Origin of the sequence: Methanoculleus methanifontis, from assembly GCF_030464365.1 — an archaeon.
Taxonomy (GTDB): domain Archaea; phylum Halobacteriota; class Methanomicrobia; order Methanomicrobiales; family Methanoculleaceae; genus Methanoculleus; species Methanoculleus methanifontis.
Genome location: NZ_VCYI01000015.1, coordinates 1 through 15,212, shown reverse-complemented (window position 1 = coordinate 15,212; position 15,212 = coordinate 1). Strand labels below are relative to the sequence as shown.

Genomic DNA, 15,212 nt, shown 5'->3' with positions numbered 1-15,212 from the left:
ATGGATCAATACCGCAGGCGATACACTCTTAGCGTAGACTTTGCTCGCTTCCCAAAGGGAGGAACAACCGCCCGTTCGTATATGCATGTAGCAGGGGCGATCCCCGGGATCGAGCATGCCTGGTAGAGTCATCCCCGAACCGGATCGGGAGATGATCCAGAACGCGGTCACGGGCGGGGCCATACGCCAGTTGCTCCACGAGGAAGACCCGCGGCTCCAGAACTTCCGGCTCTGCAACGCATGCGGTTCCTGCACGCCGTATTGTCCGGCACGGATCAACGATCCCGGAGCGAACGGGGATCCGGGCTACCTTGCACGGAAGGTGACCGCGGCCCTCCAGGCAGGGAGACAGCCCGGGCTCGATCTTGCCGTCTGCGTCCAGTGCTACTCCTGCGAGACCGTCTGCCCGCGCTCCGTCAGCATCGGCGGGATCGTCAATGCCGTTTACGAGACGGAACGCCTGCAGCCGGTCTTTAGAAGGATGCTCCTCGACCGGGGCGGTCTTCCTCCCCGGGCATTTCTTCCGCTCTACACTGAGAGGGGCCACTTCCACAAGTTCATCGCAAAGGCGGTCCGGTACCCGTACCCGGTGGACGGCAGGGCGATCGACGAGGTCCGGCGGCTGCTGCTCCGTCCGGTCGATGCATCGGCCTTCTCGGTGCCCGGACACCGCCCGCCAAGGCGACTGCTCGCCCGGCCTGACCGGGTCTTTCACCTCAACTCCTGCTGTGCCTTCAACTATCCCGGCGCGGACCTCTCGCAGAAGATGATCCTTACCGCCCTCGGCATCCATTACGAGACCTCGCCGATGCAGACCTGTTGCGGGGGTGCCCCGCACTACATGGGCGGGGCAGGTTTCGCCGACCGGCTGCTCCTCACCGCAAGGAACCTCAGCGTCATCCGTGACGCGTTCGAGCCCGGCGGCGAGATCGCCGTGACCGGGATATGCCCGACCTGCAGCGACTCGTATGCCGCCGCACTCGATATGCTCTCGCGGAGCCCCAACAGGGAGGTGGTGAACGCGGCACTGGCGAGGATCGGCCGGGAGGTAATCGATCCAGGGATGTTTTCGGTGGCAAACATCCTCGATCTCTATCCCCTCTACCTCGACGAACTCCGGCGGCTCGTCAAGAGACGGCTCACCGGGCTCGCCGTCGGGGTGCACGTCAGTTGCCACTACCGCAAAATGAACGGCACCCTTGCCGTCCCGCCGGGGCTGCTGGATCTCACGGCGGTGACGGGAGCGAGGATCACGAGAAGCGTGATGGAGCACTACTGCTGCGGCGGGGTCAAGAACCTCTTCGACCGGCACCGGAAAAGCCGCCCCCTGGAACTCTCCCGGCTGAACCGGCTCGTCCGCCAGGACTTCATGAACAACCGCCTGGACGTGATGGTCGTCGACTGTCCGGGGTGCGAGCTGGTCTACGACCACATGGGCGTGCCGGTGCTCCATATCACCGAGCTCCTGGCACTCGCAATGGGCGCCGACCCGAGGGAGACGGTCTGCATCCAGGGCCACCTGACCTCGCTTTCACCCACACTCTGCCGGATAGGGATACTTTAGAGGAGGATGGATCCTGGTGGAGGATGCGCGATCCCCATCACGAAGGGCGGCAGGGATCGCGGCAGGGAGCGGCCGGGTATGGTCTTCGATATGCTCGCAACCGTGCCTGGGTGACCGGCCGAAACCGAAGACGGTTCGGTGCCTGCCGGGCCGTCACCGCAAATCACTTATCACCCGGGATACGATTTTTTATATAAAGTTTACAGGATAAAAAACATCAAGGGGGCAGAATATTCGTATGAATAGAGCGGATTCGATATCTACCATATCTCAAGAGGCGTTTCGGATTCTCGACGAACCGGGCGCAGGTATCCTCGTGCTCGATCGGAAAATGCAGGTCTTCTGGGCAAATGCATTTGCCATGAATCTCCTCTGTGCGTGCGAAGAGGAGATCCTCGGAATCGACGCCCGCCGGATCCTCGACGCACACCTGACGCCGCTCCTGCAGGAGAGGGACGATGCCAAAAGACTCCTCAACGCGGTGCATAGCGGAACCGAGACGCCCGGTCTCGACCTCTCGGTGCAGGACCCGCGGGGGGAAGAGCGACGGATCGTCTACTCCAGCCGCAAGGTTGAGCGGGGGACGTTTGCCGGGATGTGGGTGCTCTGCATGCGGGACGTCACTGACCAGAGGCCGGCAAACGAAGGGCTGCTCTCCTCGAACCGACAACTCCTGGTCTTAAACCAGATCATGGGAGTATCTGCGTCGTCCCTTTCGCTCGACGAACTGCTTGAAGCGTCGCTCTCAAAGACCCTCGAACTGCTCGGGTTCGACCTGGGGCTGACGTATCTCTTGAACCCGGAGCGGACAATGGCGCTCACACGCTACCACCGCGGTGTCCCGGAGAGTTACCTTGCCCGGAGCAGGGCTATCAAGGTTCACCACTGGCCCTGGAACTTTGTGTTCGTTGCCGGACAGCCGCGCTACCTCGAGGTGCAGGGCGAAGGGGGCACGATCGAAGAAGAGATCCTCGCCTCGCTCGGGGTCTCCAGCCTCGCCTGTATCCCGATCCTTGCGGAATCGGTCGTGGTCGGCGCGCTCTTCCTCGGGAGCAGGAAGGTCGAGGGGTTCCGTGATGAAGAGCGCCGCCTCCTGGGGGCGATCGGGCAGGAGATCGGATCAGGGGTTCTCCGGAGCATGCTCCACAAGCGGCTGGAGGCGGCCCACCGCGAGACGAACCTCTACCTGGACGTCATGACCCATGACATCAAGAACGCGGAGAATGTCGCGAACCTCTACTGCGACCTCCTGCTTGATGTGCTGGAGGACGACGCCGCCCGGTACGCAAGGAAACTCAAAGAATGCGTCCGGAAGAGCACCGGCATCCTCCAGAACGTCTCGACCATCCGCCGCATTCACCAGGAACCGCCCGACTTAAAACCGATCCATCTCGGCCGCGTGATCCGGGCGGGGATCGAGCGCACCCCGGAAACAACCATCTCTTTTGACGGCACCACCGCAGAGGTCTGGGCCGACGACCTGCTCCCCGAGGTCTTTTCGAATCTCATCGGCAACGCCGTCAAATTCGGCGGACCGGATGTCAGGATCGGGATCCAGGTGGAAGACTCCCTTGATGAGGATCACGCGGAGGTGGTGACCGTGGAGGACACCGGCCCCGGCATCCCCGACGCAATGAAGGAGACACTCTTCGACCGATTCAGGCAGGGCAGGAACCGGGGATATGGAGAAGGGCTCGGCCTGTTCATTGTCAGGATGCTCATCGAGCGCTACGGCGGCCGGATCTGGGTTGAGGATAGGGTGGAAGGCAGGCCCGACCTCGGGGCGTCGTTTAAGTTCACATTGCGCGAAGTGGTGCACGGCGAGGATGACGGGTATGAGGGGTGAGACCCCTCATACCACAGTAGTTCACTGAAATAGTTGAGGAAGTCCTCCAGGGGGGCAGACCACCAACCTTCCTTCGCACCTGCGGTGCTCAAACTCCTTTCCTACAGAACATCGGGCTTCGCACCTGCGGTGCTCGAACTCCTTTCCCTTCGGGAAAGTCGTCCTTCGCGGCTTCGCGTCCTTCGCGTGAGACTGTATTACTATCAACAATCGATATCACACGCGAAGCCGCGAAGCCGCGAAGATCGGTAGATGGGTTAGTATTGCACCATGGATCCCTCACGCCGCCGTCGCTCCGGCCGGCCTGATCTGGAGCCCTGCCGAGTACCGGCGAGCCCAGGCATACCCGAGCGCCGCGCCGATCGCGTTCCCTGCAGCAACGCCCCACCAGATGCCGGGGAGACCGAGTCCGAGACCGGCTGCAAACATCCAGGCAAAGAGGATGGATAAAACGATGTTCTGCAGAACCGTGATCGTAAGAGACCGTGCGCCAAGGCCGGTTCCCTGGAAAAACGACGCCGAGAAGAGCCCGAACCCGACCATGGGGTAAACGAGGCTCATGACCCGGAGGTAGGTCGTCAGTTCCGGGGCGATCCCGGCGGCATCGCCTACCGTGAAGAGTGCGGCTATCCGGGGGGCGAAGACGAACGTGGCCACGGCAAGCCCGATACCGATCCCGAGACCGAGCCTTGCGGCGAACCGGAGTGCGGTCTCCATCCGTGCATACGCCCGTGCCCCGTAGGTGGCGCCGGTGACCGCGACCACCGCCGACGATATGGCGAGGATCGGCGTCAGGCCGATGCTCACGACCCGCCACCCGACCGAGTATACGGCAACGCCGTCGGTGCTCGCTATGAGGACGATGACGCCGTTTAAGATCAGGGCCATCAGGGCGAGTGCCATCTGCTCGGCTGCGGCCGGGAAACCGACCTGCAGGACGTTTCGCACGACTCCAACGTCCGGACAGAACTCCCGTAAACGTAGAGATATGTAGGTATCTCTCTTCACAAAGAGCCAGTAAGCCATCGGGACGCCGGCGATCACCTCCGCGAGGATGGTCGCCCAGGCCGCGCCGGCGATCCCCATATCGAGCCCATAGATCAGGATCGGATCGAGGATGATGTTCGCCACCGCTCCCGCCGCCATGGCGTACATCGTCCGCTTTGCATCTCCTTCACCGTGCATGAGCGCGTAGGCGACCTCGCCGAAGAGGAGGGCGAACGTCCCCATAAAGAGGATCCGTGCATACTCGGTGGCTAGACCGACGGCGTCGCCCGCTCCCATGAGGACGAAGATGTCTTGCGCAAAGAAGAAGAGCGGGATGGTGACGACAACGGCGAGCACGGTCATCAGGAGGAGGGTGTGCATCGCAACGCTGCTCGCGCCGGCCCTGTCGTGAGCGCCGATCGTCCGCGCGAGCGCCGCTTCCCCGCCGGTCCCGAGCCCGCTCGCTAACCCGATGGTTATTATGAAGAGCGGGAATGCGAACCCGACGGCGGCAAGAGCGTCGGCACCGAGACCCGCGACCCAGAACGCGTCGACGACGTTGTAGAGGGTCATGAGGGTCATCGCGATCATCATCGGCAGGGAGAGCCGGAGGATCGCGGTCTTCGGATCGGCGAGGAGTATCTTCGTTCCTTCTGTTTGGTTACTACTTGCGGGTGTATCGTCTTCTGAATCACTTGTCGGCATATATATCGCCTGCTGGCGTGCCCACGCCGCGGGCTCCCGGAGAATGCGGGGGCCGAGTATAATGCGGATTGAGCATCGTGCCAATCTGTGGATGCTGATTACCATATGCACCCGGGGAATGTGACTGAACAGAAAGCGGCCGATTAATGGCCACCCCTATCCTCCGATTTCCTGGCACCATAGGGCAATACAAGACAAATATAGGCGCAGATCAGTAAATATACCTTCGCACACGGAGGATCGAAACAGACTACCGGGCGTCCTGCTCCGGCGGCTGCGCCCCCGGTCGATAGACATCCGGGCTCCCGGACAGCCGGCAGATGAACACCGCGGGATCTTGATGCGGAAAAAGATCAGCGGGCAGGCTGCCCCACGGCTGCCGCACCGCGTTTCTTGACGGCGCGGTCGTATATGAGCCAGTTCTTCTCCCACTCCGGGTTTCGTTCATGGAGGTGCTCGAGCACCCGGTGCCGGATCTCGCCGGAAGGCATTCCGTCGTAGGCGATCCGTTCGACGGCTTCGCCGATCACCCTTGCCTCCTCCGGCGGCGCTCCCGACTTCAGCGCGCTCACGGTCACTTTCTCCCGCACGAACGGTTCTCTCCTGCCGTCGGCCTTGACAACATCGACCAGTTCAATCACCTCGAGGGATGGGGGGGTCCGGGAATCATAACCGTTCCGGTCACCCCCGCCGCAGGGGAGGCGGCCTGAGCAGTTCCGCGGCGGATGCAACTCCCTTCAGCCCTTCTTTGAGGAAGAGAATCCCGAAGGCCGATTCAACGAGCGTCCCCTTGGTGTGGTTGATCTTCCGTGCGTTCCTCGAGATGTCTATATCAAAATGAATCCGGTGCTCATACAGCCCCCAGCGGTCGCAGAGCCGGGCGAGGTTTGAGTTCCGGTCATATGCTTTCCGGTTCTGGGTCAGGACTCCCGCTTTCGCGATGTCGGGATCCCAGATTGCCGGAAGAAGACCGATCTTTAGAGCGGCGTCACCGATCCACGCGAGCGCCCCTGCCACTTCGTGGAGCCCCGCGAGTTCTCGCAACATCGCATCGGTGAGGGTGCACCAGCAGCCGTTCTGAGCATGCTCCGCTATCTCGTCAAAGAGGTTGCGGGTGCTCGGGCGGAACAGGGCGATGACGAACTGCTCGCGATCCCCGAGCGAGTAACCGAGGTCCGCCTCGACCTCCGGCTGCACCGTCCCCGCGATCACGGTCGCCTTCGTAAGAACGGTCTCGATATCCCCGACCCAGCGCCGGAACTTTGCGGAGTCTCCCATAGAAAGCGCCGGGGTCTCCCGCACGAGGTCGTCCCTGAGCGTTGTAAGCCGCCCTTCGATCCCCGGCAGGTTCCACGTAAGCGAGCGGTGCATCCCTGTGCCCGTTACTCCCGTGGAGCATGAGCCTTTCGGAGACCACCGTAAATGATGACGTCTGCAATGCCGCGGCCTCCGATGAGGCTCATCGTCCGCTCAAGGAGGAAGTCCGAGCCGAGGACCCGGTCGGCCATCCTCTTCATCCTTGCGGCGGCAAGCAGTTCCCGGCCTATCGCCGAGCGCCACGCCCGCTCGTAGGCCCCGAGGGGCTCGCCGCGAAGCAGGTGGTCTGCCGCCGCAAGCCCGGCAAGCCGCCCGCAGATCATCGCGGTCGCGATCCCTCCCCCGTTGGACGCGACGACCTGGCCCGCCGCGTCGCCGACGGCGAGGACGTTTCCGCGGACGGTCTCGCGGATAGGGCCAGAGACGGGCACGAACCCGGCCTGGACGTCGCGGGCGGAGAAACCGTTGCTCGCGAGGAACGCTCTCAGGAGAACCGGAAGCGGGGTGCCTCTCTTCTGCACCCCAAGCCCGACGTTTGCGCATCCCCGTTTCGGGAAGACCCACGCGTATCCTCCCGGGGCGATGCGGTTTCCGAAGAAGAACTGCAGGCGGTCGCTGAACTCCCCGTCGACCCGGCAGGTTATGGCAGGGGCGAGGACGGCGTTTTGCTCCATCCCGGCCGAACGGCATACGTGGGAGAGCGGGCCGTCCGCGGCGACGACGACGCGAGCCTCGGTCTCGCCCCGGGTGGTCGTTACCCGGCTGCCTTTCCAGCCGAGGAACGCTGTATCCGGCGAGAGTACGGCACCCGCACGACCTGCTGCATTCGCGAGGTGCCGGTCGAACGTGTCCCGGTCAACGGTGTAGCCGGGGAGCTCGAACTCGTACTCACGGCCGCCGGGGGAGACGGCGACGGCAGCCCGGAGCTCCCGCTGGATCAGCCCGGGGTCGATGGGAAAGAGTTCGTCGAGGCCGGAGGCGTTCGGGAGCGTGCTCGCGAGAACCTCCGGTGACGCATTGAACTCCCCGCAGCAGACCGGGACACCGACCACTCTCCGCTTATCGATCAGGAGGACGTCGAGCCCCGCTTCTGCCGCGTAGCGCGCGGCGGTGCTGCCCGCGGGGCCCGCACCGACGACGACTACGTCGCACCGGTTTTGCATCGGTGCTCTCGTAAGGAGGGATAGGGTATAAAAAAGAGTGGGACGTTACTCCGCGCTTCGCTTCCGCAGCCGCTCGATCCTCTCCGCCACCCGCCGCCTCGCCGCCTCCGTCTCCGCGACGTCGCGGCGGATCGCAACCTCCAGGATATCGCCCTCCCGGGCACCGGGTGGAAGGAGGGAACGGGGGAGCGTGAACCGGATCGACTCGTCCTCGCGGAGGAGGAGGACAGCGAGGCCCTCCTCGACGCGATCGAGGCTCACCCGGAAGGCCGACTCATCCTCCGCCATCATCACCGCTCCATGGTGCTGACGACGGTGCCGTTCGCATCGGCGAGCGTGGCGAGGTCGCCGTCGTTGTTCCAGACCGCGCTTCCCCGCCCCCAGTAGAGGTCGGTCGCGGTGTCGTTGCCCGCCCCGGAGTGGACGGTGACGTCGGCGCCCGGATCGAGTGTGTAGACCGGGAAGGTGTAGGTGTTGCGCGTCCCTTCGTCGGTGATCGTCCAGCCGGTGAGATTGGCCGCCGTCTCATCCGCGTTCGCGACGGCGATCCACTCCTCCTGGAGGTCGAGATCGGTGATGTAGATGCCGGACGAGGGAGCCGGCGTCGCCGTCACCGTCGGGGTTGCCGTTGTGGCCGCGGTCGTTGCCCCGGCCGTCACGGTGGCGGCGGGTGCCCCGCCGGCGGCAACGGTGAGCGCCGTTCCGTCGGTGGCGACGATGACGGTTCCGTCAAGGTCGGTCCGGTAGATGCGCGAGCCGGTCGCCTCGAGGCGTTCGACCGCTTCCTCGTGGGGGTGACCGTAACTGTTCCCCTCACCGACCGGGATGATACTGATCGCGGGGCTGACCGCGGTCAGGAACTCTGCCGAGGACGCTTCGCGGCTCGCGTGATGGCCGACCTTCAGGACGTCGGCGTCGAGGTCGAGCCCGGCCTCCGCCATGCTTTCCTCCGCCGGGTTTCCGGCATCGCCCGTGAAGAGGTACGAGATCTCCCCGTAGGTCACCATCAGGACGACGGAGTCCTCGTTTATGTCGCCGAGCGGCTCTGCGCCTGGGTTCAGGATCAGGATCTCGAGGTCGGGATCGAGGGCAATCGTCTGCCCGCGCTCCGCCGCGGTGTAGGGTATCCCCAGGTCTTCGACCAGGGCGAGCAGGTTCTCGTAGGTCGCGGTCGGGTGCGGCTGCGCGGCGTCAACGAACTGGCCGGCCGGATAGGCGGAGATGACGCCGGAAAGGCCGCCGATGTGATCGGAGTGCGCATGGGTTGCCACGACCACATCGAGTTTCTCGACGTCACTCTCCTCAAGGTATCCAATGACGCGCTCACGCATCCCGCGCTCGCCGGCATCGATGAGCATGGTCTTATCGCGGAACTCGACCAGGATCGAATCGCCCTGCCCGACGTCAATGAAATGGACGACGAGATCACCGGAGAGATCGGAGCCGATCTCCGGCTGCCCGGAAGGGTTGGAACAGCCTGCGGTGACGAGGCAGGCGACGGCGCATGCACAGAGTGTGATACAGATCAGGTATCGTGCAGGTATTGGCGGCATTACTCTCAATACAAGTAAAGGGCGCTCGGGCTATAAGTGTGATGAGGTCGGGCATCGGCATCATACCCGGCGTTCCGGGCATGCGGGCGATCGGCCGGCAGAAGGAGAGGAACGGCGGATGGCAAGAGCGCGCAGGAATAGAAAGGATGATATGCATCGACCGGCACCGCTTAACAATAAGAACAATGAACGAAATATCTCCCCTCGAGATCTATACCGAGTTCCATGACGACGTTCAGGCGATCTTCCGGTCGAGACTGCTGACGCAGGTGATGATTGCCCTCGGCAGCGGGAGCAAACCGCTCTCGACCCTCCGTGACATCACAGGAAGTTCATCGCAGGCGCTCATCCCGAAGATCCGGCAGCTCGAGGCCCTGCATTACGTCGAATCGATACGCGGCGACTATGCGCTCACTGCCATGGGCAGGCTCGTTGAACCGGAGATCGAGCGGCTGGTTACGCTCATGGGGGCGCTCCAGCGCCACAGGGACTTCTGGATCGAACACGAGATCGAGGGCATACCCCCTGAGCTGTTGAACAATCTGGAGTGCCTCTACCACACTGAGGCGGTAAAGAATATTGAAGAGGACGTTTTTGCCGTGTATGCGGCATTTCATGCCATACTCCGAAAAGCATCGTGGATCCACAGCGTCTCATCGATTATGAGTCCACTTCTTGCGGATGAGGTTAAGGGTATAGTCATGGAAGGCAGGCCCGCGGAACTCATCGTCACCGAAGAACTCGCCCGGAGACTGGACGACGAACCGTATAGCGCCATGCTGGAACCCCTGAGCAGATATGCTAACTTCAAGATATACGTCTCTCCTTCGCCGATCCGTCTGGGATTGACGGTGAGCGATGGTTATCTGTCGTTAGGCCTATACAGACGCGATACAGGTAAGTATGACGCCGCCACCGATCTCGTCGGTACCGATGCGGCGGCGGTTTCCTGGGGTGAGAGGCTCTTCCAGCACTATAAAGTGGACTCCCGATTACTGAAGATATCTCAGTAATCCATTTTCCAGATTTTAATCACCCGGATTAGAAAGCGGCTCACAGTATAGCGTTAACTCTACGATCCCGGGGATGAAAGACCTGCCAGGATTCAGGTGGCACTTTTTCCAACAACCTATTTTCACAGGCAGGGAGAGGAAAAGGCGCAATACAAAGGCCTTTTTATAGAAGGTCGCAGCCGAACGTCTCGATTCATCAGGGTGATGAATCTTCATCGGAGTAATAAATATTCATCGGTTTTCTGAAAAACACTCCATGTTCGGATATGCAAATCGCATCAACGTGGTTCAACCGGCCTGTCAGATCATCGTCCACCTCATCGTATACAGTTCCCTGTATACCGCTGCCATGATGGCGGCGATGGTGTACATTTCGTGCCTTCTGCAGGGTCTCCCCTTCGATCCGGTTGCCACGGCGATCCTGGCACTCGTCGTGTTTGCCGTTTACAACCTCAATCGCAAGACCGACGAGGACGAAGATGCAGTCAACCATGCAGAACGCTACTCGTTCACGAAGAAGTACGAAGCCATCCTCTTCCATTCTGCAATCTCTGCCTTCATCCTTGCTTTCTGCCTCTCCGCCTACCATGGGCTCGGCAGCCTGCTCATCACAACCATACCCCTGCTTGCCGGAATCGTTTACAGCGTACCTCTCTTCCCAGCCCGATTTGGGTTCCGGCGACTGAAAGAGGTGCCGTTCATGAAAAGCCTGATTGTTGCGTTCTCCTGGACACTCCCCGCGACGTTCCTGCCGATCTGCCATGCCGGCCTTCCCGTGAGTGCCGCCACCAGCCTCGTCGGCATCTTTTTCCTCGTACAGACCTTCACAAACACGGTGGTCTACGATATGCGCGACCAGGAAGGGGACGTTTTATCCGGCGTCAGGACGATCCCGACGATCCTCGGTTCCAAAAAGACGCTTTATCTCCTCACGGCGATGAACGTGACGGTCGGAGCCGCGTTGGTGCTTGCCGGCGGGCTCCTGGGGGGTTTCCATCTGGTGCTGGTGCTGGCTGCGGGCACGGTCTACGCCCAGGGATACCTCCTGTGCTTTCAATGGTTAGGAAAAGAAAAACTCCTCTTCGAGCTGTTTACCGATGGAGAGTTCATCCTGCTGGCCGTCATCCTCTATCTGCTCGTCGTCGCATTACCCTATCTTCCAGTATGAATAGCCCCGAAGATTCGTTGAAGAGATGAATCTTCATCAACACAATAAATGTCTGGCAGCCGGGGAGAGCATCTTACGGTACAACATGAGATCACCTGACGACAGCGATCCGGTGAAGAGTAACCCCGATGCTCAATACCCCGAGGCCCAGGAGCGGGATATATATACGTTGCACGATGCAGAAATGGGAGACTCTCGGTTGGAGAGAGAGGGGAAGCCGCAACAGTGGGGATGCACTTCATGCATGTATTACGATCCCGGGTGCGCCTACTGCAGTTATATCCATGCTCCCGTGGACGTGCTGTTCGTCTGTCCGCAGGTTCTCGACAGGCGCAGGTGGCCCCCCGGGCCGCCACAGTAATTTTAGGCCGTTCATCGAGCAGCATCCCCGGGGTCTCGCCCAGGACGGCAGAATCCGGGCCGCCTGCTTCCTTCCGCCGCAGACTCCCGCTGGAAGAGAATGAGGAAGGGTTGAGACCCCCAACGTTTTTGTGATCCGCCCCCCATGGCATAGCCAGACCACCATGCCGGGTGCAGACTACATCTACCCCAACGTCACGGAGGCGACTCAACGAGGCGGGCTTCTCGAACGCTGGCACCTCGCCGAGCCGCTCGGGTGCGCGTATATCGAGATTCCCGCCGACTTCATCAAGAACAAGACAGAGGTGGAACGGACAGGGCAGGAGATCGGGTCGGTCCTCAACCGGTCGTCCATCGAACTCCTTTACCTGCAGGACACGGGCCTTCCAGGCAGCCTCAGATACCTTCTGCACACCGAACCGGCCATCCCCAGGAGAGACCGGCACGGCAGGCAGGTGACGGCAAGCCTGCGGTGGCGCGATCCCGGCTGGGTAGCCGGTTTCGGGGACATGCTCCTTGAGATCGAGGACGTTCTGAGCATCCCTCCAGAGATCATCGAGATTCACCCCGGCGACCGGAGGAACACCCCCACCGATGTCGTCGCGGGGATGCATGCCCTGATCACCGCCCACTGGAACGCCTTCGGGACGGAACCGCTGGTGCTGCTCGAGCACCATAAGGACCAGGGCATCTCCACGGGGAGCCAGATACGGTCGTTCTGGGCGGCACTCAAGAAGATGCATCCCGAGATCGCCGGGCTGACAGGGATAGTGCTCGATCCCTGGCATCTCCACGCCGCAACGAAAGATGACTTCCTGGGATCGCTTGGCGAGATCCCGCTCGACGCCCTGCAGGCGTTTCACATCCATAGCGACCTCCGCCCTCCGTCGCCGGACGACGGGATGCCCTGGCCGCAGGTCTTTGCAATGATCGACAACGTCTCAACGACACCCCGCATCAAGCCAGTGGTCTACCAGAAGAGCAGGGTTCCCACGGCGATTGCCTTCTGCGAAGAGATGCTCGCGTCGCGGCGGGCGGCGTACGCAGCGCCGCCTGCGTGACAGTGCGGCCCGGCCCCGATCCTCGCCAACATTCATAACCTCCAAATGCCACAGGGTGTCGCATGGCACCGATAGCCGCGCCTGAGTTCCCCCCCGATCTCGAATGGCTCAACATCGACCACCCCCTCTCCGTCCGCGATCTCGCGGGCAGGGTGGTGCTGCTCTCGTTTGCGACGTTCACCTGCTCGAACTGTATGCGGCTGGCACCAGATCTCCAGCAACTCGAAGAGCGGTATCCCGGGCTGGTAGTCGTCGAGGTTCACTACCCCGGGTTTGAATCCGCCGCGGTCGGCGGGAACTTCCAGGAGGCCGTGCGCCGCGCCGGGCTGGAACACCCCGTCGCCATCGACCGCGGACGCCTGCTCTGGCAGGCCTTCGGGATCCAGGACTGGCCGACCATCGTCCTCATCGACCCGGGAGGAAACGTGGTCGGAAAGACCGGTGGCGAAGGACTCTACGGGAGACTCAACCCGAAGATCGACCGGTTGACGACGGAGTTCGGAGACCAGGGTCAGCTTGAGAGCGGACGGCTCTCGTCGGGAGCCGTTCTGGAGACGACACGGGAGACGAGCCTGTATCGTCCCGGTAAAGTCGCGGCGGACAACCCCGGGATGCGCCTCTTCATAAGCGATACCGGCCATCACCGGATTGTCGTCGCCGACGCTGAAGGAAAGATCCTGGAGACGATTGGATCCGGGGCTGCCGGGAACACCGACGGATCGTTTGATGAAGCCGCATTCTACCTGCCGGAGGGCCTTGCGTTCGACGAAGAAGAGGGCATCCTCTACGTCGCGGATACCGGAAACCACACAATCCGGCAGGTCTCCTGGACCGAGCGGGAGGTCGCGACGATTGCCGGGACGGGCCTTGCAGCCCCGTCATTCAGCGAAGGCGGAGCGGGCACCGAAACCGCACTGAACGCGCCGCGGGATCTCGTGCTGCTGGGCGGTTATCTTTACATCACGATGGCAGGGGCAAACCAGATCTGGCGAATGGATCTCCCCAGCCATGAGGTGGAGCCGTATGCCGGGTCGGGCCGGGAGGGGCTGGCCGACGGGCCGCTCAAGAAGGCCGTATTCGCCGGGCCTACCGGTATCGTCACCGACGGCGAGGCGCTCTACGTGGCCGACAGCGGGGCTTCGGCAATCCGCCGTATCAAACGCGGAATGGTCGAAACCCGTATCGGGCATTCCCCTGATGATTTCGGTGATCTCGACACCATCGCCCGGATGGCGCGCATTCACCGGCCGATAGGCATCGCTTACAAGGACGGGTTGCTCTATATCGCCGATACCGGCAACCACAAGATCAAGCAGTTCGACCTGGAGACCGGATGGGTTCTCACCCGGGCGGGAAACGGCGAGCGCGGCTACCGGGACGGGCTCTCGGGTGAAGCGAAGTTGAACGATCCAGGCGGTCTGGCCGACTTCAGGGGGCTGTGGTATATCGCTGATACCGGCAACCATGCTGTCAGGGTCTACGATCCCGTCCGGCACGTCGTCTCGACCCTGACGCTCTGGAAATAGCCGCCCCAGGAGCAGTACTTTATTTAGGCGCAACGAGAGAGGAGGGTCAGAGTATACAGTCTCCAGGGGGAACCATGCGAACGAATTACGCACTGTGTATAACCGCTCTGGTTATCGGGGCGGCTGTTCTCACCTGCGGCTGCACAGGCCTGCCGGGAGACAGCGACCAGAACCGGACGAACGAGACGCCGGTCGTCGGAAGTCTGACGGCCGACGAGGTGCTGGCCCGGGACGGTAACTTTTCAGCGTTCGTCCAGGCGCTCAATACCGCCGGACTCAAGGAGACGCTCGCCGGCCCGGGCCCCTACACCGTCTTTGCGCCGACGGATGAGGCTTTTAACCGGCTTTCGGAGACCATGCTGGAAGAACTCGTCGACGATCCGAAGGGCTACCTCGCGGAGACCCTGCTCTACCACATGGCTCCGGGGAGTTATACGGCAGCCGAGATCGCCGCAAACGACACCGTTCCAACCATCCAGGGTAACCCGATCGCCGTCAACGCCGCCGGCGAGGGCGTGATGGTGGACGATGCACGGGTGATCCAGGCAGATATTCCGGCCGCGAACGGTGTCATCCATGCCATCGATGCGGTGATGATCCCGCCGGATGTTACCCTGCAAATGGAGAACATAACGACGACATCATTAGAAAATACTACCGTACAACCCCAGGATGAGATCAACGAGGGATCGCCGCTTCAGGAATGAACTGCAGGCGGTTGGATTCGGGTCAGAAGAGATAGTCAGGACTAAACGGTTTCAGATACAGTAAGAGAGAGCGGACGCTCGAATAGTGAGTCGTCATAAGAACAGATGGCTCATGAAAGGGAGGTAATAGCAGCGAGTTGGGCTTCCCGAGGGCTCGCGCACCTCAGTACCACACATCACGTGAAAGGGCTTAACTGCTGGGTTCGGAATGGGTCCAGGTGTTTCCCCTCTGCTATGGCCGC

General features: G+C 61.8%; 13 protein-coding genes and 1 rRNA gene. 7 read left to right on the top strand and 7 right to left on the bottom strand.

The genetic code is table 11. The annotated features are described in order from the left end of the window. Positions 1-115: 115 nt before the first annotated feature. The gene (locus FGW20_RS10855; RefSeq protein ID WP_301678108.1) at positions 116-1,564 is read left to right on the top strand and encodes a heterodisulfide reductase-related iron-sulfur binding cluster; all 1,449 of its coding nucleotides are present in this window, start codon (positions 116-118) and stop codon (positions 1,562-1,564) included. A gap of 238 nt (positions 1,565-1,802) precedes the next feature. After that, positions 1,803-3,410 (top strand): sensor histidine kinase, encoded by a 1,608-nt coding sequence (locus FGW20_RS10850; protein WP_301678107.1) that lies wholly within the window; start codon positions 1,803-1,805, stop codon positions 3,408-3,410. A 279-nt stretch (positions 3,411-3,689) separates the two neighbouring features. Here the strand turns inward: FGW20_RS10850 and FGW20_RS10845 are convergent, their stop codons facing one another. The 6 genes from FGW20_RS10845 to FGW20_RS10820 all read right to left on the bottom strand — a co-directional run bounded on the left by FGW20_RS10845 (position 3,690) and on the right by FGW20_RS10820 (position 9,135). Further along, a complete protein-coding gene (locus FGW20_RS10845; protein WP_301678106.1) occupies positions 3,690-5,102 on the bottom strand; it encodes an MATE family efflux transporter in 1,413 nt (470 codons plus the stop codon). Positions 5,103-5,455: 353 nt separating this feature from the next. After that, the gene (locus FGW20_RS10840; protein ID WP_301678105.1) at positions 5,456-5,743 is read right to left on the bottom strand and encodes an ATP cone domain-containing protein; all 288 of its coding nucleotides are present in this window, start codon (positions 5,741-5,743) and stop codon (positions 5,456-5,458) included. Between the two features lie 40 nt (positions 5,744-5,783). After that, positions 5,784-6,473 carry a ribonuclease III domain-containing protein gene (locus FGW20_RS10835; RefSeq protein ID WP_301678104.1) on the bottom strand — a complete coding sequence of 230 codons (690 nt, stop codon included), beginning with the start codon at positions 6,471-6,473 and terminating at the stop codon, positions 5,784-5,786. 11 nt (positions 6,474-6,484) lie between these two features. Further along, entirely contained in the window at positions 6,485-7,582 is a 1,098-nt protein-coding gene (locus tag FGW20_RS10830; protein ID WP_301678103.1) for a geranylgeranyl reductase family protein, read from the bottom strand. Positions 7,583-7,627: 45 nt separating this feature from the next. Further along, positions 7,628-7,873, bottom strand: a complete 246-nt coding sequence (locus tag FGW20_RS10825) for a DUF3006 domain-containing protein (RefSeq protein WP_301678102.1) — start codon at positions 7,871-7,873, stop codon at positions 7,628-7,630. Beyond that, entirely contained in the window at positions 7,873-9,135 is a 1,263-nt protein-coding gene (locus FGW20_RS10820) for an MBL fold metallo-hydrolase (RefSeq protein ID WP_301678101.1), read from the bottom strand. Before FGW20_RS10820 ends, FGW20_RS10825 begins: the two co-directional genes overlap by 1 nt. Positions 9,136-9,176: 41 nt before the next feature. On the opposite strand from FGW20_RS10820, the gene FGW20_RS10815 reads away from it, so the two are divergent. The 5 genes from FGW20_RS10815 to FGW20_RS10795 all read left to right on the top strand — a co-directional run bounded on the left by FGW20_RS10815 (position 9,177) and on the right by FGW20_RS10795 (position 14,970). Then, a complete protein-coding gene (locus FGW20_RS10815) occupies positions 9,177-10,148 on the top strand; it encodes a helix-turn-helix transcriptional regulator (RefSeq protein WP_301678100.1) in 972 nt (323 codons plus the stop codon). A gap of 256 nt (positions 10,149-10,404) precedes the next feature. Then, on the top strand, positions 10,405-11,316 hold the full coding sequence (locus tag FGW20_RS10810) for a UbiA family prenyltransferase (protein WP_301678099.1): 912 nt from the start codon (positions 10,405-10,407) through the stop codon (positions 11,314-11,316). A 524-nt stretch (positions 11,317-11,840) separates the two neighbouring features. Continuing rightward, the gene (locus tag FGW20_RS10805; RefSeq protein ID WP_301678098.1) at positions 11,841-12,737 is read left to right on the top strand and encodes a hypothetical protein; all 897 of its coding nucleotides are present in this window, start codon (positions 11,841-11,843) and stop codon (positions 12,735-12,737) included. Positions 12,738-12,799: 62 nt separating this feature from the next. Beyond that, entirely contained in the window at positions 12,800-14,263 is a 1,464-nt protein-coding gene (locus FGW20_RS10800; RefSeq protein ID WP_301678097.1) for a thioredoxin-like domain-containing protein, read from the top strand. Between the two features lie 74 nt (positions 14,264-14,337). Further along, the gene (locus FGW20_RS10795) at positions 14,338-14,970 is read left to right on the top strand and encodes a fasciclin domain-containing protein (RefSeq protein WP_301678096.1); all 633 of its coding nucleotides are present in this window, start codon (positions 14,338-14,340) and stop codon (positions 14,968-14,970) included. 124 nt (positions 14,971-15,094) lie between these two features. Here the strand turns inward: FGW20_RS10795 and rrf are convergent. Beyond that, positions 15,095-15,212, bottom strand: a 5S ribosomal RNA gene (gene rrf, locus FGW20_RS10790); the annotation flags it as partial.